Annotated in this window: 21 protein-coding genes; 14 read left to right on the plus strand and 7 right to left on the minus strand. The window is 71.5% G+C overall.

Annotation, left to right across the window (positions count from 1 at the left end; genetic code table 11):
- The first annotated feature begins 41 nt into the window (after nt 1–41).
- The gene (locus ACI2JZ_RS13195) at nt 42–1,040 is read left to right on the plus strand and encodes a LacI family DNA-binding transcriptional regulator (RefSeq protein WP_404597952.1); all 999 of its coding nucleotides are present in this window, start codon (nt 42–44) and stop codon (nt 1,038–1,040) included.
- A gap of 204 nt (nt 1,041–1,244) precedes the next feature.
- On the opposite strand, the gene ACI2JZ_RS13200 is transcribed toward ACI2JZ_RS13195, so the two are convergent.
- Together ACI2JZ_RS13200 and fdxA are read right to left on the minus strand one after the other, a co-directional pair.
- Nucleotides 1,245–1,760 carry a flavin reductase family protein gene (locus ACI2JZ_RS13200; protein ID WP_247633092.1) on the minus strand — a complete coding sequence of 172 codons (516 nt, stop codon included), beginning with the start codon at nt 1,758–1,760 and terminating at the stop codon, nt 1,245–1,247.
- Nucleotides 1,757–2,083 (minus strand): ferredoxin, encoded by a 327-nt coding sequence (fdxA, locus tag ACI2JZ_RS13205; RefSeq protein WP_404597954.1) that lies wholly within the window; start codon nt 2,081–2,083, stop codon nt 1,757–1,759. Before fdxA ends, ACI2JZ_RS13200 begins: the two co-directional genes overlap by 4 nt.
- Before the next feature lie 108 nt (nt 2,084–2,191).
- Between fdxA and soxR the strand changes: the two genes are divergently transcribed.
- The 6 genes from soxR (at nt 2,192) to ACI2JZ_RS13235 (ending at nt 7,526) form a co-directional block, all read left to right on the plus strand.
- Nucleotides 2,192–2,668, plus strand: coding sequence for a redox-sensitive transcriptional activator SoxR (gene soxR / locus ACI2JZ_RS13210; RefSeq protein WP_404598131.1), 477 nt, complete (start codon nt 2,192–2,194; stop codon nt 2,666–2,668).
- Nucleotides 2,669–2,814: 146 nt separating this feature from the next.
- Nucleotides 2,815–3,168: a carboxymuconolactone decarboxylase family protein gene (locus ACI2JZ_RS13215; RefSeq protein WP_247623661.1), complete on the plus strand. Its 354-nt coding sequence runs from the start codon at nt 2,815–2,817 to the stop codon at nt 3,166–3,168.
- A 10-nt stretch (nt 3,169–3,178) separates the two neighbouring features.
- Nucleotides 3,179–4,243 carry a nucleoside hydrolase gene (locus tag ACI2JZ_RS13220; RefSeq protein ID WP_404597956.1) on the plus strand — a complete coding sequence of 355 codons (1,065 nt, stop codon included), beginning with the start codon at nt 3,179–3,181 and terminating at the stop codon, nt 4,241–4,243.
- 3 nt (nt 4,244–4,246) lie between these two features.
- Nucleotides 4,247–5,563, plus strand: coding sequence for an acyl-CoA dehydrogenase (locus tag ACI2JZ_RS13225; protein ID WP_404597958.1), 1,317 nt, complete (start codon nt 4,247–4,249; stop codon nt 5,561–5,563).
- Entirely contained in the window at nt 5,560–6,825 is a 1,266-nt protein-coding gene (locus tag ACI2JZ_RS13230; RefSeq protein WP_404597960.1) for an LLM class flavin-dependent oxidoreductase, read from the plus strand. Before ACI2JZ_RS13225 ends, ACI2JZ_RS13230 begins: the two co-directional genes overlap by 4 nt.
- Nucleotides 6,825–7,526 (plus strand): hypothetical protein, encoded by a 702-nt coding sequence (locus ACI2JZ_RS13235; RefSeq protein ID WP_404597962.1) that lies wholly within the window; start codon nt 6,825–6,827, stop codon nt 7,524–7,526. Before ACI2JZ_RS13230 ends, ACI2JZ_RS13235 begins: the two co-directional genes overlap by 1 nt.
- 97 nt (nt 7,527–7,623) lie before the next feature.
- On the opposite strand, the gene ACI2JZ_RS13240 is transcribed toward ACI2JZ_RS13235, so the two are convergent.
- The gene (locus ACI2JZ_RS13240) at nt 7,624–7,989 is read right to left on the minus strand and encodes a hypothetical protein (RefSeq protein WP_404597963.1); all 366 of its coding nucleotides are present in this window, start codon (nt 7,987–7,989) and stop codon (nt 7,624–7,626) included.
- 174 nt (nt 7,990–8,163) lie between these two features.
- Between ACI2JZ_RS13240 and ACI2JZ_RS13245 the strand changes: the two genes are divergently transcribed.
- Nucleotides 8,164–8,355: a hypothetical protein gene (locus ACI2JZ_RS13245; RefSeq protein WP_336641123.1), complete on the plus strand. Its 192-nt coding sequence runs from the start codon at nt 8,164–8,166 to the stop codon at nt 8,353–8,355.
- Nucleotides 8,356–8,493: 138 nt separating this feature from the next.
- On the opposite strand, the gene ACI2JZ_RS13250 is transcribed toward ACI2JZ_RS13245, so the two are convergent.
- Nucleotides 8,494–9,747: an LLM class flavin-dependent oxidoreductase gene (locus ACI2JZ_RS13250; protein ID WP_404597966.1), complete on the minus strand. Its 1,254-nt coding sequence runs from the start codon at nt 9,745–9,747 to the stop codon at nt 8,494–8,496.
- Nucleotides 9,744–11,795 (minus strand): hypothetical protein, encoded by a 2,052-nt coding sequence (locus tag ACI2JZ_RS13255; RefSeq protein ID WP_404597968.1) that lies wholly within the window; start codon nt 11,793–11,795, stop codon nt 9,744–9,746. Before ACI2JZ_RS13255 ends, ACI2JZ_RS13250 begins: the two co-directional genes overlap by 4 nt.
- A gap of 119 nt (nt 11,796–11,914) precedes the next feature.
- Between ACI2JZ_RS13255 and ACI2JZ_RS13260 the strand changes: the two genes are divergently transcribed.
- A complete protein-coding gene (locus tag ACI2JZ_RS13260) occupies nt 11,915–12,322 on the plus strand; it encodes a hypothetical protein (RefSeq protein WP_404597970.1) in 408 nt (135 codons plus the stop codon).
- A 128-nt stretch (nt 12,323–12,450) separates the two neighbouring features.
- Nucleotides 12,451–13,101, plus strand: a complete 651-nt coding sequence (locus ACI2JZ_RS13265) for a uridine kinase (protein ID WP_404597971.1) — start codon at nt 12,451–12,453, stop codon at nt 13,099–13,101.
- Between the two features lie 100 nt (nt 13,102–13,201).
- On the opposite strand, the gene ACI2JZ_RS13270 is transcribed toward ACI2JZ_RS13265, so the two are convergent.
- Nucleotides 13,202–14,410 (minus strand): acyl-CoA dehydrogenase family protein, encoded by a 1,209-nt coding sequence (locus tag ACI2JZ_RS13270; RefSeq protein WP_404597973.1) that lies wholly within the window; start codon nt 14,408–14,410, stop codon nt 13,202–13,204.
- Nucleotides 14,407–15,789 carry an O-acetylhomoserine aminocarboxypropyltransferase/cysteine synthase family protein gene (locus ACI2JZ_RS13275; protein WP_404597975.1) on the minus strand — a complete coding sequence of 461 codons (1,383 nt, stop codon included), beginning with the start codon at nt 15,787–15,789 and terminating at the stop codon, nt 14,407–14,409. Before ACI2JZ_RS13275 ends, ACI2JZ_RS13270 begins: the two co-directional genes overlap by 4 nt.
- 100 nt (nt 15,790–15,889) lie before the next feature.
- Between ACI2JZ_RS13275 and ACI2JZ_RS13280 the strand changes: the two genes are divergently transcribed.
- Genes ACI2JZ_RS13280 through ACI2JZ_RS13295 form a run of 4 tightly spaced genes read left to right on the plus strand, consistent with a single transcriptional unit; the run spans nt 15,890 to nt 20,687 of the window.
- Complete coding sequence (locus tag ACI2JZ_RS13280) at nt 15,890–16,699, plus strand: hypothetical protein (protein ID WP_404597977.1); 810 nt, start codon at nt 15,890–15,892, stop codon at nt 16,697–16,699.
- A complete protein-coding gene (locus ACI2JZ_RS13285) occupies nt 16,696–17,955 on the plus strand; it encodes an adenosylhomocysteinase (protein WP_404597979.1) in 1,260 nt (419 codons plus the stop codon). Before ACI2JZ_RS13280 ends, ACI2JZ_RS13285 begins: the two co-directional genes overlap by 4 nt.
- Before the next feature lie 33 nt (nt 17,956–17,988).
- Nucleotides 17,989–19,323, plus strand: a complete 1,335-nt coding sequence (locus ACI2JZ_RS13290; protein ID WP_404597981.1) for an amidohydrolase family protein — start codon at nt 17,989–17,991, stop codon at nt 19,321–19,323.
- Nucleotides 19,320–20,687, plus strand: a complete 1,368-nt coding sequence (locus ACI2JZ_RS13295) for an NtaA/DmoA family FMN-dependent monooxygenase (protein ID WP_404597982.1) — start codon at nt 19,320–19,322, stop codon at nt 20,685–20,687. The genes ACI2JZ_RS13290 and ACI2JZ_RS13295 overlap by 4 nt, the downstream gene beginning before the upstream one ends.
- The last annotated feature ends 332 nt before the right edge of the window (nt 20,688–21,019 follow it).

The raw sequence follows: 21,019 nt of genomic DNA on the forward strand, positions 1-21,019 counted from the left end.
CTTCTCTTCTTCGATTCGAACGATCCTCGAAAGGCGGCGCGATGGCGAGCATCGACGACGTGGCACGACTGGCCGGCGTGTCGACGGCGACCGTCTCGCGCGCCCTGAGCGGGCGCGGCAAGGTCTCGGACGAGACGCGTGCGCGGGTTCTGGGGGCCGCCGACAGCCTCGGCTACGTGGTGTCCTCGCGTGCGTCGAGCCTCGCCTCCGGGCGCACCCGCACGGTCGGGGTGATCGTTCCCTACCTCGACCGCTGGTTCTTCAGCACCGTGCTGTCGGGGGTGTCGTCGGCGCTCATGCGCGCCGGCTTCGACATCACCCTCTACAACATCACCCCCGACCGCGAGACGCGGCGGCACGTGTTCGACACCTTCCTGCGGCGTCAGGGCGTGGATGCCGTGATCGCCGTGTCGATCCGTCTCGACGACGACGAGACGCGTCGGCTGCTCGAGCTGGGGATGCCCATCATCGCGATCGGCGGACCGCATCCGACCCTCGAGACCCTCACGGTCGACGAGCTCGGCATCGCCCGCCTCGCCACCGAGCACCTGATCGGGCTGGGCCACCGAGACATCGCGTACATCGGGGCGACCGCCGAGTTCGACGAGGAGTTCCACGTGCCGACCAACCGTCGCCGCGGGTTCGAGGAGGCGCTGGTCGACGCGGGCATTCCGGTCGACCCGTCGCTCGTGGTGGCCGCCGACTTCACGATCGCGGGCGGCCTGCGCGCCGCTCATCAGTTGCTCGGCGGGGGCGGTCCACGGCCGACCGCGGTGTTCGCGGCATCCGATGAGATGGCGATCGGGGCGATCCTCGCGGCGCGGGAGCACGGCATCCGCGTTCCGGAGGATCTCTCGGTGATCGGCATCGACGGGCATGAGCTCGGCGAGATCTTCGGGCTCACCACGGTCGATCAGTTCCCGCTGCAGCAGGGCGAGCGCGCGGCCGCCGCGGTGCTCGCGCAGCTGGGCGAAGGCGAGGTCCCGCCCGCCGATCTGCCGTTCGTGCTCACGGACCGGGATTCGACCGCCGCGGTGTGAGCGGATCGGGGTTCACAACTCCGGAGAGAACGGGCGTTCCGGGGTAGTTTTCGGCCAGAACCGGGGTTCGGGGGCCGGTTCTGAGGAGTTATGCGCCGCGGGCGGCGTACCTAACTCAGGAAGAACTGGCGAGATCGTCCGATTCAGTGGCCGAAACTGCCGTTCGACGGCCGATGTTCCTGAGTTGGGTACACGCGGGGCCGGTCAGGGCTGGTGCGGGAGGCTGTGGAACTTGCGGTCGACGTAGACGAGGGGGCGGCCCTGCGGGCCGGCGAACACCTCGAGCACCTCGGCGATCACCACGCTCGACGTACCGACGGGCACCGTCTGCAGCGCGCGGCAGCGCAGCGCGAAGCGGGCTGCGGGGAGGTACGGCTCGCCCGTCGGCAGGGTGCTCCACTGCTGCTCGGGCGTGAAGCGCTCCGACCCGCTCACGGCGAAGCTCTGCGCCAATTCGGAGTGATCGTGATCGATCAGGTGCACGACGAAGGTCGGGGCCGAGAGGAGCCCGCCCGCGCTTCCGGTCGCCCGGGTGACCGAGAACACGATCGCGGCGGGGTCGACGGCGACGGATGCTACGCTCGACGCCGTGAGTCCGACGGGCCCCTCGGGGGTCGCCGCGGTGATGATCGCGACGCCGGCGGGGTGGGTGCGGAACGCCGCCTTGAGCCCTTCGCCGACGGCACTGGGGACAGGGATGCCGGATTCTGCGGTGCTCACTCGGCGCCCTCCTGCGGGGGAAGTGCGGCGATGAGCGGGTGGTCGTGCGTGATCATGCCGACCTTGGCCGCACCCCCGGGCGAGCCCACCTCGTCGAAGAACTCGACGTTCGCCTTGTAGTAGTCGGTCCACTCGTCGGGCAGGTCGTCCTCGTAAAAGATCGCCTCGACGGGGCACACCGGCTCGCACGCCCCGCAGTCGACGCACTCATCGGGGTGGATGTAGAGCGAGCGTTCACCCTCGTAGATGCAGTCGACGGGACACTCGTCGATGCACGCGCGGTCCTTGACATCGACGCACGGCAGGGCGATCACATAGGTCATCGGGTCTTCCTTCGGGTCAGCGTTCCACGCTAAAACCTCAAGTACACTTTAGGTCAAATCCGCGGGCCAGGATCCGCGGGCATGAGCCACAGTATTCCGGAGGCAGCGATGACCTCGCACGCCGATGCCGCGCACACCGCCGAGGACGCCCTCTCGATCGGCGAGATGACGCGACGCACGGGGGTCGCGGCATCCGCTCTGCACTTCTATGAGTCGATCGGCCTCATCGCCTCGTTCCGCACGCCCGGCAACCAGCGCCGCTACCCGCGGCACATGATCCGGCGGGTGTCGCTCATCGCGGTGGCGAAGCGCCTCGGCATCCCGCTCGCCGACGTGCAGACGGCGTTCGCCGACGTGCCGCTCGCCGAGACCCCGAGCCACGACGACTGGCAGCGCGCCTCGCGCCGCTGGAAGCGCGCGCTCGAGAAGCGTCGAGAGGGCATCGAGCGCCTCGAACGCGAACTGACCGGATGCATCGGCTGCGGATGCCTGTCGATGAAGGCGTGCGGTCTGCTGAACCCCGACGACGCACTCGGCAGTCTCGGGGCGGGCCCCCGCCGACTCAGCGACGAGGACGAGGTCTGACCGCTCGCTCCGGATGACCTCGTGTTGCACTCCGAGGTGCGGGGCGGATGCCGCAGGTCTTAGCGTCGCGGTAGACCCTCCTTCCTCGGTGGCGCCGTCGCGCCCGGCGGCGGGAGCACCCGACGCACACCAGCAGAGAGCAGAGCATGAGCGCCTACTTCGACAGCGAAGCCGACAAGACCTACACGAAGGTCTACAAGGAACACACCCCCGACATCCTCGCGGCGTTCGCGGCCTTCGACAGCGCCGTGTTCGCTCCCGACGAGTCGCGGGCGATCCCGCTGAAGTACCGCGAGCTGATCGCGCTGGCCGTGGGCATCACCACGCAGTGCGTGTACTGCATCGACGCGCACTCGCAGAAGGCCGTCGCAGCCGGTGCCGACGAGGCCGAACTGGCCGAGGCCGCCTGGGTCGCGACCGCCATCCGCGCCGGTGGTGGCTTCGCGCACGGACGCCTGGCGTTCAAGCTCGCCGAGCCCGCGCACCAGCACCAGCACTGAGAGCAGGATCATGCCCGACTTCGCCCCCGAGAAGCAGTGGATCGTCGTCGACACCGACACCGGCATCGACGACGCCCACTCCCTGCTCTACCTGCTCGCCCAGCCCGACGTCGAGATCGTCGGTATCACGACGATCTACGGGAACTGCGCGGTCGAGGACTCGGCCCGCAACGTCGCGTACGTGCTCGACGTGGCGGACGCCCCGCGCATCCCGATCTACCTGGGCGCGAGCGGTCCCCTCGACGGCGACCCGTCGATCGCGTGGTTCGTGCACGGACACGACGGCCTCGGCGACCGCGGCTTCGACCGCCCCGAGCCCACGCTCGAGGCGGAGTCCGCGGCCGACTACCTCGTGCGCATCGCCAACGAGCACCCGGGTCAGATCGACCTGCACCCGCTCGGACCGCTCACGAACATCGCGCTGGCGCTCGAGAAGGACCCGGAGCTGTTCCTGAAGTTCCGCTCGGTCGTCATCATGGGCGGTGCGGGCCCGTACCCGGCGCCCGGAACCCCGACCGTGACCGATGCGAACACGAACAACGACCGCGCGGCGGCCGAGGCCGTGTTCGGCGCCGTGAACAGCGGCAACGTGATCATGGTGGGCGTCAACGTGACCTCGCAGGCGCTGCTCGAGGAGGACGTCACGGCGCTGCTACTCGGCTCCGATCTGCCGGCGGCGCACTTCGCGGGCACGATCCTCGATGCGTACAACGACTTCTACCAGTACAAGTGGGGGCGCCGGATCTCGGCCGCCCACGACGGACTGTCGTCGGTGATCCTGCATCGCCCCGAGATCGTGACGGGCTGGATCGAGGGCCCGGTCGACTTCACCCCGGCCGCGGGTTCGCTCGCGACTCGGGTCGCTCTCACGAGCGACGGCCTGCCGCTGGTGTGGGGCACGCCCGAGGGCGCCTCGACGCGGGCGGTGACCTCGTTCGATCTGACCGAGTTCCGCCGCCGCTTCGTGCACGCGCTCGCCTACGGCCGCACGCGTCCGGCGCTCGACCCGGCCGGTCGCACGGCACCCGCGGGCTGGCCGAACTCCGGCCCGTCGGGCGCGGGCGGGACGGACTGACGGATGCCGGAGGATCTGCTCGCGTTCACCTCGGTCGCAGACGTCGGGGTCGCCCTGGCGAACGTCGCCGAGATCGATGAGGTCATCGGCCGCATCGCGGCCGAGTCGCCGGCGCGCGACCACGACCGCGACCCCGAGCGGGGACTCCGCGCCGACGTGCGCGAGCTCGCCCGCCTCGGCCTGACGGCGGCGAGACTGCCCGTCGCCGCCGGGGGCGCGGGGCTCACGTACCCGCAGCTCGTCGACCTGCAGATCCTTCTGGCCCGTGCCGACGCGAACGTCACGCAGAGCCTGCGCACGCACTTCACCACCAGCGACCGCGCCGCCCGCGCCATCGCGCGCGGTGAGACGGATGCCGCGACCGCCGAGATCGCGGCCGGCCTGCTCTTCGCCGGCGCGACCACCGAGGGCGCCGGAGAGATCGGCACGGTGGGCACGACGCTGCGCACGGATGCCGACGGCATCCTGCGTCTGAACGGACGCAAGGCCTATGCGACCGGCACGGGCTACGCCGACCGGATCTCGGTGCTCGCTTCCGACGAGGACGGCCGCCACCTGGTCGCGATCGTGGCTGCGGATGCCGAGGGCGTCGTGCTGCACGACGACTGGGACGGCGTGGGCCAGCGGCTCACCACGTCGGGCACGGTCGAGTTCACCGACGTGGTCGTCGACCCGGAGCGCGTGCGCGTGGGCGAGGGCTCGCGCACCGACCGGCTCGGCAACCTCGACGCCGTGCTGCAGCTCACGCATCTCGCGACGCTGGCCGGGATCGCGCTGCGCACCCGCGACGACGCAATCGCCTGGCTGCGCTCGCGCACCCGCAACTTCAGCCACGCCTCGACCGCCGTGCCCGCCGACGACCCGCAGCTGCAGGAGCGCATCGGCACTCTCGACGGTCTCGCGCAGGCCGTGGTGGCGTCGGTGCGCACGGCGGCCGCGCTGCTCGGAGCCGACCTGGATCGCCCCCTCGCCGAGCAGACCGGTGACGGGCACCTCGCCGTCACGCGCGCGCAGATCACGGTGCCGGCGCTCGTGCAGCAGGCCGCGCAGAGCGTCTTCGACCTGGGCGGCGGATCGCTCGTCGACGGCCGCCTCGCCCTCGATCGGCACTGGCGCAACGCCCGCACGCTCAGCAACCACAACCCCGTGCACCTCAAGGCCCGGGCGCTCGGCGAACGCGCCCTGGTCGGCAGCGACCTGCCCGAGATCTGGTACGTCGGCACGGGTCCGCTCGGGGCATCCGCTCCGGCATCCGCCACCGCATCCACGACAGCATCCGCGACCGCGTCCACGCCCGCTGAGAAGGAGCCCGCCCGATGACCCGCCCCCTCGTGATCGGCGCGAACGTCTACGACTACGGCACGGATGCCGGCGCCTGGCGCGCGCCGGGCGAAGACCCGTTGCGGGTGTTCGGCGCCGACTTCTGGCGCGACGCCGCCCGCACGGCCGAGGACGCCGGCATCCACGCGATCTTCCTCGCCGACACCCCGGGACTCGCATCGAACCCGGCGATCCGTCCGAGCCGGCTCCTCGAACCCCTCGCGGCACTGGCCACGGTCGCCGCCGAGACCGAGCACCTCGGCATCATCTCGACCGTCTCGTCGAGCACGAACGACCCGGTCGAACTCGCCCGCCGCCTGCTCAGCGTCAGCGCGTTCAGCGGCTCACGGTTCGGGTGGAACGTCGTCACGGGGGTCACCGGTCCCGCCGTCACCGACTTCGGCTACACCTCCGACCCCGGACGCGAGGAGCGCTACGCCCGCGCCGAGGAGTTCGTCGATGCCTACACCGCGTTCCTCGCCGCCGTGCAGGGCGACACCGACTACGTGCACGAGGGCGAGTACTTCGGCGACGGCATCCGTCGTGCCGATCTGGGCGTCGATCCCGCGATCCGGGCTCTGCTGCCCGACGTCGCACCCCTCGTGGTGCAGGCCGGCGGCTCGCCGCGCGGGCGTCAGCTCGCCGCCGCGAGCGCCGAGGCCGTGTTCGCGGCCGAGACCGTGAAGGAGACGGCGGCCGAGAACCGCCTCGACCTGCGCCGCCGGTCGGCGGAGCTCGGTCGGCCCGCGCCGCTCGTGCTGCCCGGCATCCACCTCGTCGTCGGTTCGACCGAGGAGGAGGCCGAGCGCCGCTTCCAGACGATCCACGAGCTCAGCCCCGACGGCTACGTGCTCAAGCGCTTCACCGCGATGTTCGGCATCGACGGCTCGCGGCTCGACCTCGACGCCCCGGCCGAGGGCGAGATCCAGCGCCTGTCGGGCGACCCCTCGGCCGCGCCGATCGGGTTCCGCAAGGCGATCGCCGCCTACGGCGCAGCCGGAAACCTCACCGTGCGCGAGCTGCTGCGGTACTTCGCCGGTTTCGGGCACCAGCTCTTCGTCGGCTCGCCCGAACGGCTCGTCGACATCATGACCGACTGGGTGGATGCCGGGGCCGCCGACGGCTTCAACCTGCTGTTCGACACCAACCCGTGGGGCCTGCGCGAGTTCGCCGAGCACGTGACGCCCGTGCTGCGCACGCGCGGGCTGCTCGCCTCGCACGGTGATCAGCCGTTCACCCGCTGGATGAGAGAGGCCCGCTGATGACCCGTCTGCTGCGCTTCGACGACGCCACCCTCGCCGCCTTCGCGGTGCGCTCGGGCTCCGGACGTGCGGCGCGCGCCGCACTCGGCGCCGAACTGGATGCCGCGGCCGACGTGCTGCTGCTCGGTGACCTCACCGGCCCCGGGCCCGACCGCACCGCCGCCGCGGGGGCGCTGCTCGCGATCACGCAGCGGGTCGTCGTGGTGCCGATCATCGGTGAGCGGCAGCATCCGATCAACCTGGGCCGGAACATCTCGACCCTCTCGAACCTGCACGGGCGGCGGATCGGACTCGCCGGGACGTCGGCACCGGTGCTGGCGCTGATCTCGCGGCTGTTCGAATCGTGGCCGCTCGATGCGATGGTCGGTGATTCCGAGGCCGGCGTGTACGTCGACGATTCGCGCATCGTGCGGATCTCGGATCTCGAGTTCCCGTCGATCGGCGGGCCGCTGACGGTGCCGGTGGATGTCGCGGACAAGCCCGTGACGGTGCTGTTGTCGTCTTCCGCCGAGGTGGAGCCGGGGGTCGATGTGGTGCTCGACGCGGCCGCGCTGCCGGTGTGGGGAACGGTGCCGGTGATCGGTGACGAGGGCGATGAGGACATCGTCGGGGCACGTACGGCCTTCGGCCTCGGTGCGTCTGCGGCGATCGCGGTCGGCGCTCCGGCGTTCGCCGGGTCGGGTCGGTTCGACCAGGTCTGAGGTTTCGGGGCGGGACGCTTCGACAGGCTCAGCGACCCAGCTTCTTCACACGACTGGGTCCCTGAGCTTGTCGAAGGGCCCCGCCCCACAGCATCCGTCAGGAGAACTCGATCTCGCCCACCGGGGCGAACTCCTCGAACACGTCGTCCGTCCCGCTGTACTGCTCGAGGTACGTCGGCAATCCGTTGTCGACGAAGAGGATGAGGCCCTCGGTCACCCGCCACCCGTCGAGGATGACGCGCGGGCCCTCGCTCGCGTACTCGCCGGAGGCATCTCCGAGGTCGATCGAGGGGCAGCGACCGCATGCGCATCTCCCCCACACGCGCAGGTCGTCGACCTTCTCGAGCAGCGCCGCGCGCTCACTCGCCTCGAACGAGCCGTGGGAGGGTTTCGCGTGCGTGATCATCGCGACCAGCACCTCGCGCTCGCGGGTGGTGAGTTCGCGGCCATTCGGAGTATCCATCGACGCCGAGACTAGCGCGCCACGTGCGCGACGCGCCTCTCGCACCGCGTGGGGCGGAGTTCTCCGTGATGGGCGGAGGGATCGGGCGAGAATCTCCGCCCGACGGCGAGATCTCCGCCCGCACCGTTCGGGTGCGGAGTGCGACTCCTCTCTGCTCGCCGATACGCTCGGAGCATGACGCGTTTCGGCAGGTACCGCGGGATCCGGGTGGAGATCGTGCCGGCGCCGCGTGGCGACGTGTCGCTCTTCACCGACGAGCCGCGAGCCACCGAAGAGGGATTCGTGCCGTACGGGTTCGAGCGACCCGGGATCCAGCAGTGGGTCAAGAACGTCGCCCCCGATGATCCGGAGCTTCGGCGGGACTGACCGCGGGAGCCTTCGACGGGCTCAGCGGCCCCGTTCCGTCACCGACCGGAGGAGATCACACCTTCCGCAGGATCAGCACAGCGGATGCCTCCTGCACAGCACGAGATCTCCTCCCGCCGCGCGGCACGAACCGCCCGCCTAGGGCCGGCGGAAGCGCTCCAGCACCCCGCCCTGGCCGTACTCGCGGCGGAAGATCCCGCGGCGCTGCAGCTCGGGCACGACCTGGTCGACGAAGTCCTCCAACCCGGACGGGAACAGGTCGAGCATGATGTTGAAGCCGTCGGCCGACCCCGCCCGGAACCACTCCTCCATCGTGTCGGCGATCTGCTCGGGCGTTCCCGCGAGGAACCGCTGCCCGTACCCGCCGAAGTCGCGCAGCAGGCGGCGGATCGTCGGCTGCTCCGACCGGATCCGCTCGATGAGCACCCGGCGGTACGCCGCCGACCATCCGGCATCCTGCGCCTCGGCATCCGCCAGCACCTTCTCGGGCACCTGCGCGTCGAGGTCGAGCCCCGAGAAGTCGGCACCGAGCGCCTTCGACAGCTCGTTGAGGCTGTAGGTCGCGGGGGCGAGGTGCTCCCAGTGGTCGAAGCGGTCCCAAGCCTCCTGCTCGGTGCTGCCGATCACGACCGCGAGACCCGGGAAGACCCGCACGTCGTCGGCCGAACGACCGGCCTCGACGGCGTAGGAGCGGATCTTCTGACGGTGCTCCGCCGCGGATGCCAGGTCGTGGTCGACCGAGTACACCCCGTCGGCGACGAGCCCCGCGAGACGCCAGCCCGGCTCAGACCCGCCGGCCTGCACGATGGCCGGCCGCTCGGGCACGAGGGCGTCCATCTCGAGCCCGGCATGCACCGAGAACGAGCCGTCGTGATCCACCACGTCCGACGTGCCCGCGGTCTCCCACAGGCGCTTGATGACGGTCACGAACTCCTCGGCGCGGGCGTACCGCACGGCGCGCTCGGGCACCTCGGTGATGCCGAAGTTGCGCACGGCCTCGACGTCCCAGCTGGTGACGGCGTTCCACGCGAAGCGGCCCTGCGTCGCAGTGTGCAGCGCCCACAGGCGGCGCGCGAGTTCGACCGGCTCGTTGAGGGTGGTGGATGCCGTCGCCACGAAGCCCAGGTGCTCGGTGGCCGCGGCCATCGCCGGCACGAGAACGCCCGGATCGAGGTACTGCACCGGACGGCTGCGCGGGTCGGTGATCGCCGGGCGGTCGGCGAGGAAGATCGCGTCGACGAGACCGCGCTCGGCGATACGGGCCACGTTCTGCCAGTGCGCGAGGTCGACGATCGCGTCGGGGCGGATGTCGGGGGCGCGCCAGGCGGCGGGTCGCTGCCCGACGCCGAGCACGTTGATGTTGACCGTGAGCAGGCGGTTCTCGTCGCTCATGATGCCTCCGTCTCGCTGCCGCGCTCGAAGCGGGCGGATGCTCCGGGGAGCTCGTACAGGGCGGGCGCGGGCAACCGCAGCCGGGCGCGCAGGGTCTGGGGAGCGGCATCCGACGCGGCATCCGCGATCTGCGGCAGCGCACCGGCGATCGCGAGCAGTCCGTCGATGTCATCCACCGCATGACCGGTCGCGAGCGGGTGGCCCGCGGCATCCGCGTAGGGCAGCACCCAGGCGTCGTCGCGCACGAGCAGGTCGACGTAGCGGTGCACGTCGTCGAACCTGCGCGACGACACGAACACCGGCAGGTGCTGCGGGCTGCTCGGCACGTTGAGCGGGCCCGCCGTCGGGAAGGCGCCGTCGGCGTTGATGCGACGGATGCTCTCGGTCTGCGCGAAGTGGCGGGCGCCGGCATCCGCGGCGATGCTCTCCCGCGGCCAGGTGCGCAGCAGCTGCTGCACCACGCGGATGCGGTCACGCTGCTCCTCGGTCTCGGTGTCGCCGTCGTCGAGCACCCAGGCGGTGCGTCCGCCCGAGAGCTGCTCGAGCGAGGCGATGCGCCGGGCGAGGTTGTACGGGTGGCCGGTGAGCGACAGATCGCCGGTGCCGACGGCGAACCACGCCGTCGGCAGGCGGTGCAGCAGGGTCGCAATCGCGACGGCTGCGTCGAAGTGCGCGCCCGGGCGCTCGTCGAACTGGAAGAGCACGGGCTCGCGACCGCCGAACGCCGCGGCCACCGCATCGAGCGAGCGCGGGTCGGCGGCGAGGCGGGCGGCGAGCGCGGCATCGAGCCGCACGACGGTCAGAGGACGGATGCCGTCGGCGATCGACTGCGCGACGGCGGCCTCGCGCTCGGCGGGATCGGCGATGCGATCGATCGCGTAGATCTCGCGGTCGGCGATCGCACGCAGGCGGTGCAGCACGGGGTTGTGCGTCGACAGGGTCTGGGCGTTGCGCCAGAACCGGTCGAGACGCAGGGAGCTGCGCAGGTTCTGCGCTTCGGCGACGGCTTCTGAACCATCGGCGAGCAGCGCGGGCAGCGTCATGAGCTTGTCGGTGGCCTCGATGACCTGCGGCACGATCGTGGCCTGCGCCTGGAAGACGGCGTTGACCGCGTTGTCGGCGAGGGCCTCGGCATCCGCATCTCCGGCGATGATCGCCCGGTGCGCGATCTCGCTCAGCCGACCGATCTCGCCGAGCGAGGCGCGGGCCGAGGCGACGAGCGCGCTGATGCGGCCGTAGCCCTCGAGCACGAGGATCGGGGAGCCGCCGTGCGCGCGGTCGATCTGGTCGATGAGATCGGATGCCGCGGCGCGAGCACCCTCGCCGATGCCCACGAGCACCGCGAGCAGGATCATCTGCTGCCAGCCCGGGGTGCCGAGGTGCTGCGTCTGCCACGGGGCGACGTCGTCGGGATCGACCGGAGCTCCGTCGAGCACGGTCGTTCCGCTGGCGGTGGCGCGCTGGCCGAAGCCGGTCCAGTCGTCGAGGAGCGTGACGCCCTCGGCATCCACCGGCAGCGCCGCGATCACGAGGTCGCCCGCATCGTCGACCGCGCTGTACTCGAGCCAGTCGGCGTAACGGCTGCCCGTGGAGTAGAACTTGCGTCCGGTGAGACGCGGGACGCCGGTCTCGGTCGAGAGGCGGGTGGTGAAGACGCTCGGGCCGGAGCCGTCGGCCTCGGTCCAGCCGCCGCCGATGATCGAACCCGCAGCGACGCGGGAGATCCAGCGGTCGCGCAGCGGGCCGGCGGGCGACTTCACGTGGCGCTCGGTGGCGAGCACGTGGGTGCGCCAGGCCTGGGCGAGGTTGGAATCGGCCGCCGCGATCGCGAGCAGGGCGTCGAGCAGGTCGAGCACATCGCCGCCCAGACCGCCCTCGGCCACGGGCACGCGGATGCGGCCGAAGCCGGCGGCGGCGAGACGGGTGAAGAAGCTCTGCGGGAGCTCGGGGGCATCGGCGATGCTCGCCTGGCGGATCTCGTCGAGGAGCGCCGGGATTCCGGGGGTTCTCCGCGCCCAATCCAGGGAGCCGAACGGACGGGAGGTCATGGCTTCAGCGTATCCAGCACCGGGGAGCGGGGGCGTCCCTGTTAACGCGCATGACGTTCGCGACGGATGCCGTTCGATACAGTCGGAGCATCCCGCCGCCTTCTTCTCCGAGGAGCACCATGCCCGCCTCCGCTCTGCCGTCCGACCGCGCCACCGGGCTGGTGCGCGACCTCGCCGACCTGATCACCGAGGTCACCGAGACGGGCGCCGCGCAGACCGCCGCGCGCACCCGCCGTCAGCAGCACGGCAACACCGAGCGCGCGGCCGACGACCCCCAGTTCCTGCGGGTTCTCGCCGATTCCGCCGCCCGCTCGGCCGTGGCTTCCGCCGCCGCGGAGTCGGTGCTGCGTCGTGCCGACGAGGGCACGGCATCCGTCGCCGATGTCGAGCTCGTGGCCGCGGGTCTCGTGCCCCTCGCCGGCGATGCCGTTCGGGCGCTGTTCGAGACGCTCGGCGCCTCGGCCACCCTGTCGGAGCACGGCCTCCACCACTTCTGGACCCGCCTGCACGACCTCGAGACCCGGTAGCTACACCGGTCCCTGAGCGAGCGAAGCGACGAGACGAAGGGCGCCCAGGAACCGAGAGAGGGCGCTCAGGGGTCTGTCAGAGAAGTCGTGGCAGGTTGGTGCGGTTCGCACGACCGAGGAGCCCCGCGATGAAAGATCACCGCTCGACGTTCTTGCGCGAATTGGCGGATGCCGTGCCGCTACCCTCACCGACCGGGCCGAGCATCCTCGTCGGAATCGACGGTGTCGACGGTGCCGGCAAGACCGTGCTCGCAGATCAGCTCGCTGACGCGTTGCGTGATCGCACACGTGTGGAGCGCATCTCGATCGACGGCTTCCATCGGGTCCGGGCGGAGCGATACCGCCGCGGACGGCACTCGGCCGAAGGATTCTGGCGCGACTCCTACGACTACGCTGCGTTCCACCGAGAGGTCGTTCGGCCCTTCCGCACCGACGAGGGAACCTTCCTCCGCGCTACTCACGACGTCGACACCGACGACCTGCTCGATGGACCGCGCGAGGCGGTGGTGGCGGGGTCGCTCGTGATCGTCGACGGGATCTTCCTGCATCGCCCCGAGCTGCGCGATGCGTGGGACTTCACGATCTTCCTCGACGTTCCGTTCCGCGAGTCCGCTCGCCGCATGGCGACGCGCGATGGCCTCCCGGCAGACCCCGCCGCCCCCGAGAACGCACGCTATGTCGGCGGCCAACGGATCTATCTCGAGCAGTGCGACCCGCGCGGTGCCGCAGATCTGGTCGTCGACTACGGCGACCTGTCTCGTCCGAGCATCCGCCGCTGATCCAGACGACGCATCGCGTGGCGGCCCTTCGTCTCGTCGCGCCGCGGTTCCTGAGGGAGCGCAGCGACACGAAGGGCCTCGCTCAGGGACCGGAGAAAGGTCAGGTGTAGAGGGACAGGGGCTGACGGATGCCGAGGAGGAAGTCGGCGCCGACCTCGAGCTTCTTGTAGTCGATGGGATCGTGCAGCGAGTGCGTGCGGATGTTGCGCCAATGCGCATCGAGGCCGATCTTCGAGGCGGTGGAACTCGAGCCGGTGGCCTCGAACACCCGGTGGGCGACGTCGGTCGCCGTCTCGCTCGAGACGACCTTGAGCTGCGCGACGCGGATCGCGATGTCGCCGCGGGCCTGCTCGTCGACCTCGGCCCCGCGCGCGACGACCCCGTCGTACTCCTCGTTCACGCGATCGGCGAGCGCCTCGACCGCGGCGACCTGCGCGACGAGCTCGCCGTAGAGGCGCTGCACGAAGGGGTCGTCGCGGTACCGCTCGGCGCCGCTGAGGAACCACGCGTTCGGCCGCGCGTTGGTGAGTTCGCGCGCCTGGTCGAGCGCGCCCTGCGCGATGCCGAGGTACAGGTTGCCGAAGAGCAGCTGCACGGCGGGCGTGAGCAGCGCCTGGAACCACTCGTCGGTGCCGAAGCCGAGCAGGTGCTCGCGGCCGACCGGAGCATCCGTGAACCGCACCGAGTTGCTGGCCGACAGGCGCTGACCGAGGAAGTCCCAGTCGTCCTGCACCTCGACACCCGGATGCCCCGCCGGCAGCACGAGGAAGGCGAAGCGCCCCTCGTCCGGACCCGAATCGACCACCGCGTTGACGAGGATCACATCGCCCACCGACGATCCCGTCGAGAAGCGCTTGACCCCCGCCAGCCGGAACCCGTCGCCGTCGGGGGTGAGTGAGAGCGTCGGATCGACCGGGTTGACCGAGTCTCCCCAGAGCCACGTGCCCTCGATCGAGCGGCGGTACCAGTCGTCGCGCTCGTCGGCGCTCGCGACCAGGGCGATCGTGGCCGAGTTGGCGTAGTGGTAGCCCAGCAACTGCGCGATGCCGGCATCCACCCGGGCGATCTCGCGCACCGCGAGGAATGCCGACGACCAGTGGCCTCCCCCGCCGCCCAGCGATGCCGGGTCGAGCAGGGTCGTGAGTCCCGAGCGCTGCAGCAGCGCCGACTCGGCGCGCGGCACGGCGCCGGCGCGTTCGCGGGCGAGCACGTCGACCGCGAGCTCCGCGGCCACGGCCTGCGCGACGGAGCGCCAGTGCGCGTTCTCCTCGCGGGTCGCGACCCCGGTCCACTGGCTGCGGGCGGTCACGGTGCGACCTCTGCGGCATCCGGATCGCCGGAAAGGTGCGCGCTCACCGCGGCGAGCGCGGAATCGAGGTCGGCGATCAGATCGGCGACCGTCTCGATGCCGACCGACAGCCGCACGAGCCCCTCGTCGATGCCGAGCTGGGCCCGCAGTTCGGGCGTGAACGAGAGGTGGGTGGTGGTCGCCGGGTGCAGCACCATCGAGCGCACGTCGCCGATATTGGTCATGCGGCTGAACACGCGCAGGCTGTCGATGAAGATCTCGGCGCCGGCCCGCCCGCCGCGCACGGTGACGGCGAACACCGATCCGCTGCGGCCGTCGAGGGTGCGCTGGGCGATCTCGTGCTGCGGATGCCCCGGGAGCCCGGCGTAGTCGACGTACTCGACCGCGGGGTGCTGAGCGAGGAACTCGGCGATCGCGCGGGAGTTCGACACGTGCCGCTCCATGCGCAGCGACAGGGTCTCGATGCCCTGCTGCAGCAGGAACGCGTGGAACGGCGAGAGCGCCGGACCGAGATCGTTCACGATGCCGCCGCGCACGAAATACTCGTAGGCGCGGGGGCCGTAGGTCTCGAGGGCGCTCGGCACGCCGGGCGCCGGCGAGTCGGTGATGCCGGGGTAGTCGCGCGGGCTGCCGGCCCAGTCGAAGGTGCCGCCGTCGACGACGATGCCCGAGATCGCGGCACCGTGGCCGGTGAGGAACTTGGTGCCCGAGTGCACGACGATGTGCGCGCCCAGTTCGAGCGGGCGCACGAGGTAGGGCGTGCCGATCGTGTTGTCGACGATGAGCGGGATGCCGTGGCGCTCGGCGATGCGGGCGACCGCCGCGATGTCGACCACGTCGTTCTTGGGGTTCGGGATCGTCTCGGTGAAGATCGCCTTGGTGTCGGGGCCGATCGCAGCTTCCCACTCGGCCTCGTCGGTCGGGTCCTGCACGTAGTCGACGCCGACGCCGAAGCGGGCGAACGAGCGACCGAAGAGGATGCGCGTGCCGCTGTAGATGCTCGCGGTCGAGACGAACCGGTCGCCGTTGCCGACGATCGACAGGATCGCGGCGCTGATCGCCGCCTGTCCCGACGACACCACGATGGCGCCGACGCCGCCCTCGAGTGCGGCGATGCGACGCTCGGCGACCTCGTTCGTGGGGTTGAGGTTGCGCGAGTAGATCTGTCCGTCCTCGCCTCCGAAGCGGCGCGTGCTCTCGTCGAACGAGTCGAAGCGGAACGCCGCGCTCAGGTAGATCGGCGCGATGCGCGACCCGTGGGCGGGTTCGTCGAACTCCCCCGCGTGGATCTGGCGGGTGTCGAAGCCGAAGCCCGTCCAGTCGTACACCGGTTCGAGCACTTCGTGCGGGACGGATTCGGGACGGATGCCTTCGCTCATTGCCCCGACGCTAGACAACGCGCGCCCGCGGCGCTCGCCCGCGCGTCATGAGAGGTCACAGACCGGCGGCGCGCGACGGCGAAGGGATAGCGTCGCGACCGTGACCCCTGCCCCCTCCCGCACCCCGTCGACGGATGCCGTGACGCCCCCGGGATTCCGGTGGGCGGCGGCCGCGGCATCCGCCTTCCCGGCGCCTTTCGCTGAGCCGGGCGATGCGCCCGCCGCCGTGTCGTGGCGGTTCGCGGCGTTGCCGGAGCAGGTGGCGGATGCCGCGCGCGCGGCGTTCGGCGTGGATGTCGTGTCGGATGCCGCTGCACCCGACCCCCGCGACCTGCCCGCTTTCGCGGCGATCTTCGCGCACGCGCGCGCCGAGCAGATCGTGCGCGCGCTCGCCCGGCGCACGAATCTCGTGCTGCCCGCGGCATCCGCGCTCGTGATCGGCGACGGCCCGGTCGCCGATCGTCTCGCCGCCACGCTCACCGTCGGCGGCACCCGGGTATTCCGCGGAATCGCCGATCCGGTCGTGCGCCTCCGCGCGCACCTCGCCGGTTCCCGCACGGTCGACGAGCCGTGGCCCGTGGCCGACCTCGTGCTGACGACCGGTGAGGGCCATGCCCCCGTCGACCCGGCATCCGTGACCGGGGTGCTGATCGACGCGTCCGTGGATGCGAGCGGCCTGGTGCCGTCGGCAGGCGACACGGTTCGTCCATTCGTCACCCGTGTCGGAGACGGCACCTGGGTCGTCGAGGCCCCGGAGGTGTTCGAGACGCTCGGGCAGCCGAGCCTCCTCGCCGATGCGCTCATCGCCCTGTCGATCCTCACGGCCCGGGCCGAGAGTGGGGGACGCTTCGACAAGCTCAGCGACCCGGTTGCAGTCGACACCCACCTCGCCCGTCTGGTGCTCGCATGACCGGCCGCATAGACGACCCGACCCTCTGGCGCGAGGGCACCGAACGCATCGCCTGGGCACGGCAGTTCATGCCCGCGACGACGGCTCTCGCGGCCGAGCTGCGCGAGAGCGGGCGGGTGCGCGGCATCCGCATCGCCGTCTCCGACGTGCTCGAGCCGAAGACCGCGACCGTCGCCCTGCTGCTCGCCGAGGCCGGTGCCGACGTCGCCGTGTCGTGCGTCGGGCGCGACACCGACGACGCGGTGGCCGCGGCGCTCGTGCACGCCGGCATCCCGACGTACGCGCACCGCGGGGCGACCGACGCCGAAGACCGCGACAACGTGCTCGCCCTGCTCGACCACCACCCCGAGGTCATCGTCGACGATGGTGCCGCGACCATCCGTCTCGCGCACACCGAGCGCCCCGGCATCCTGGGGTCGATGGCCGGGGCGACCGAGCAGACGACGAGCGGCGTGCGCCCGCTGCGCACGATGGAGCGCGAGGGAGCCCTGCGCATCCCGATCGTCGCCGCGAACGACGCCCGCACCAAGTCGCTGTTCGACAACGCGCACGGCACCGGCCAGTCGGTGGTGCTCGCGGTCGCCGACCTGCTCGACCGGTCGTGGGCCGGCAGCGAGGTGGTGGTCGTCGGGTTCGGGCGCGTCGGCAGCGGCGTCGCCCGCCACGCCGCCGCCCTCGGCGCGCGCGTGACCGTCTCCGAGGTCGATCCGGTGGCCGCTCTGCAGGCGGCGTTCGCCGGGTACGCGGTCGAGCCGTTGGCGGATGCCGCGGCCCACGCCGATGTGCTCATCTCGACGACCGGCATCGCGCACACCGTCGCGACCGAGCACCTCGACCGGCTGCCCGAGGGCGCCGCGGTCGCGGTCGGCGGTGGGGCGTTCCAGGAGATCTCGCTGCTCGCGGCCGTCGACGCCGGCGCGGTCGAGACGTCGCGCCACGGCGCGGTGTCGGTGCTGCGGCTCGCGAACGGGCGCAGCATCCGCGTGCTCGACGACGGCCACTGCATCAATGTGAGCGCCGCCGAGGGCAATCCGATCCAGGTCATGGACCTGTCGTTCGGGGTGCAGCTCTCGGCGGTCGACTACCTGCTCGCGGGGCGCGGCACCCTCACGCCCGCGGTGCACATCCTGCCCCGCAGCGCCGACGACCGCGTGGCCGCGCTGGCGCTCGGCGCCTTCAGCGGCGGACTGGATGCCGTCTCGTCCGCGCAGAGCGACTATCTGACCTCGTGGCGCCCCCGAGACGTCACCCCCTGAACCCGACCCGACCCGCACACCCGAGAGACGACCATGAGCGACATCACCCTCCACCGCGCGCGCACCGTGCTGCCCGTCGCCGCGCCCCCGATCGCCGATGGCGCGGTCGCCGTGCGCGACGGACGCATTGTCGCGGTCGGCGCGCACGACGCCCTCACCGCCGAGCTCGGCGACGCGATCGGCGAGCGCCGCGAATGGGACGGCGCCCTCACGCCCGGACTCGTCAACGCCCACACGCACCTGCAGTACACCGACATGGCAGCGGTGGGACGGGGGCAGTACCCGAGCTTCGAAACCTGGGCTCTCGCGTTCGAGAAGGGCTACCGCGTCGAGCACGACTGGGCGGCATCGGCCGCCGAGGGCGTGCGCCTGTCGATCGAGTCGGGCACGACCGCCGTCGCCGAGATCGTCACCGACCCCGAGGCGGGGCGCGCGGTGCATGACGCCGGGCTGCACGGAGTCGTGTTCTGGGAGGTGTTCGGCTGGAAGCGCGCGGCCTGGCAGCACGACGGCCCCGAGCGCGTGCTCGCCCAGCTCGACGCGCTCCCCTCCCCTCCCGCGACCGGCCTCTCGCCGCATGCGATCTACTCGCTCGACACCGATGTGTTCCGCGAACTGCAGCGGCTCGCCGAGGCGCACGGCGTGCGTCTGCACATCCACGCCGCCGAGTCGGCATCCGAAGACGAGTTCGCCCGGTTCGGCACCGGCCCCCTCGCCGAGCGCTGGCGCGGCCTCGGGCACTCCGACATGCAGCTGCTCTCGGGTAACGGATCGGGCAACGGCGTCGTGCACTACCTCGACACGGTCGGCGTGCTCACGCCGCACTCGCACCTGGCGCACGGCATCTACGTCGACGCCGCCGACCGCGCCCTGTTGCGCGAACGCGGGGTGTCGGTCGCGCTGTGTCCGCGCTCGAACGCCGTCATCGGACTGGATGCCCCGCCCATCGCCGCGTACCTGACCGAGGGCAATCCGATCGGGGTGGGCACCGACTCGCTGTCGTCGTCGCCCTCGCTGCGGGTGCTCGACGACGTCGCCGAACTGCACCGGCTCGCCCGCGCCCAGGGGTACTCGGCCGACGACCTGCACTCCCGGCTGCTGCACGCGGCGACGGCCGGTGGTGCCCGCGCCCTCGGGCTCGCCGACGGGCCCGCACCGGCGGGCACCCTGATCGACGGCGCCCGGGCCGACCTCGCGGTGTTCGCGACGGCATCCGCCGACCCGCGCGATGCGCTCGCCGAGATCGTCGAGAGCGCGCCCGAGGCGCTCGGCACGGTGGTCGACGGACGGATGCTGTGGGAGGCGGGTTCCGCGGGGCGGGGCCCCTCGACGGGCTCAGGGAGCGCGTTCGAGGGAGCCCGCGCATGACCGACACGAAGCCCCTCTTCTTCGGCCTGTACGAGCAGGCGTGCGTCGGCAACGGGTCCGGGGCCGTGAGCCTGTGGACCCACCCCGATGACCGGCGCCTCGGCGCACTCGACCTGCGCTACTGGATCGACCTCGCCCGTCGCGCCGAAGAGGCCGAGTTCGACCTGTTCTTCTTCGGTGACGTGCTGGGCATGTACGACACGCTCGGCGGCGGCCCCGCGACCGCGCTCGAGTGGGGCGTCGAGCTCCCCGCGCACGACCCGCTCCTGCACATCCCCGCTCTCGCAGCGGTCACCGAACGCATCGCGTTCGGGGCGACGGTCTCGACGACGTACGAGCATCCGTTCGCCCACGCCCGCCGCTTCAGCACGCTCGACCATCTCACCGCCGGGCGCATCGCCTGGAACATCGTCACCTCGTACCTGCCGGGAGCAGCCGCGAACTTCGGCCTCGACGTGCTCGCGCACGACAGCCGCTACGACCGGGCCGACGAGTTCCTCGAGGTCGTCTACGACCTGTGGGAGCGCAGCTGGGACGACGACGCCTACGTCGGCAGTCGCGAGCTGCGGCGCTTCGCCGACCCGTCGAAGGTGCACCGCGTCGACCACGAGGGTGCGCACTTCCGCGTCGCCGGTCCGCACGTGAGCCCGCCGTCGCCGCAGCGCACGCCCTACCTGATCCAGGCCGGCTGGTCGCCGCGCGGGCGCGAGTTCGCCGCCCGGCACGCCGAGCTGATCTTCGTCGGCGACTCCGATCCGCAGGCCATTCGGGAGGGGCTCGCCGGCATCCGCGCCCGCGCCGCCGAGCTGGGCCGCGACCCCGAACAGATCCGCGCCGTCGTCGGGATGAACCCGGTACTCGCGCCCACGCGGATCGAGGTGCAGCAGAAGCTCGACGGCTATCAGTCGCACTACAACGCCGACGCCCAGCTCGCCGCGTACGCCGGCTGGAGCGGGATCGACTTCGCCGCCTACGCCGACGACGAGCCCATCGTGAAGCAGTCGACGAATCACACGCAGACGAAGCAGACCCGATCGGATGCTCCGCCCCTCACCGCGGGCGACGTGCGACGCCGCTTCGCCTCGGTGACCGCCTTCGCCGACGACCGGTTCATCGGCACTCCCGACGAGGTCGCCGCGAACATCGAAGAGTTCGTCGAGGAGTCGGGGGTCGACGGATTCCTGCTGCACCAGTACCTGTCGCCGGGGTCGCTCGACGACTTCTCGACGCTGCTCGCTCCCCGACTGCGCGAGCGGGGCCTGTTCGGCGGACGCCCGTCGGACGGAACGCTGCGCTCGCGCCTGCGCACCGACGGCGCGGACCGGCTCGGCGCCGACCACCCCGCGGGGGCTCGGCGGCGCTGAGGGGGTTTCGCGGGGTGGGCCTACGCGCGACGGGAGGAGATCACTTCTTGCGCAGGAAGCATCCACTGTTTTGATCCTGCGGAGCGCGTGATCTCCTCCGTTGCGGAGCGGCCCCTCTGGGTGGGGCCCTTCGACAAGCTCAGGGACCCAGACTCAGAAACCGGGTCGCTGAGCCCCTCCGCTGGGTCGCTGAGCCTGTCGAAGCGCCCCCCCCACGCTCGGAACCTGGGTCGCTGAGCCGCCCGAAGCGTCCCGAAACCGCCCCTGCGTAACGCGCAGATTTCGCGGGAATGACGATCTGCGTCACATCATTTCGCCGTGTTTCCGAACCC

It is taken from the genome of Microbacterium sp. NPDC087868 (assembly GCF_044900755.1).
In the GTDB taxonomy this organism is placed as follows: Bacteria; Actinomycetota; Actinomycetes; order Actinomycetales; family Microbacteriaceae; genus Microbacterium; species Microbacterium galbinum.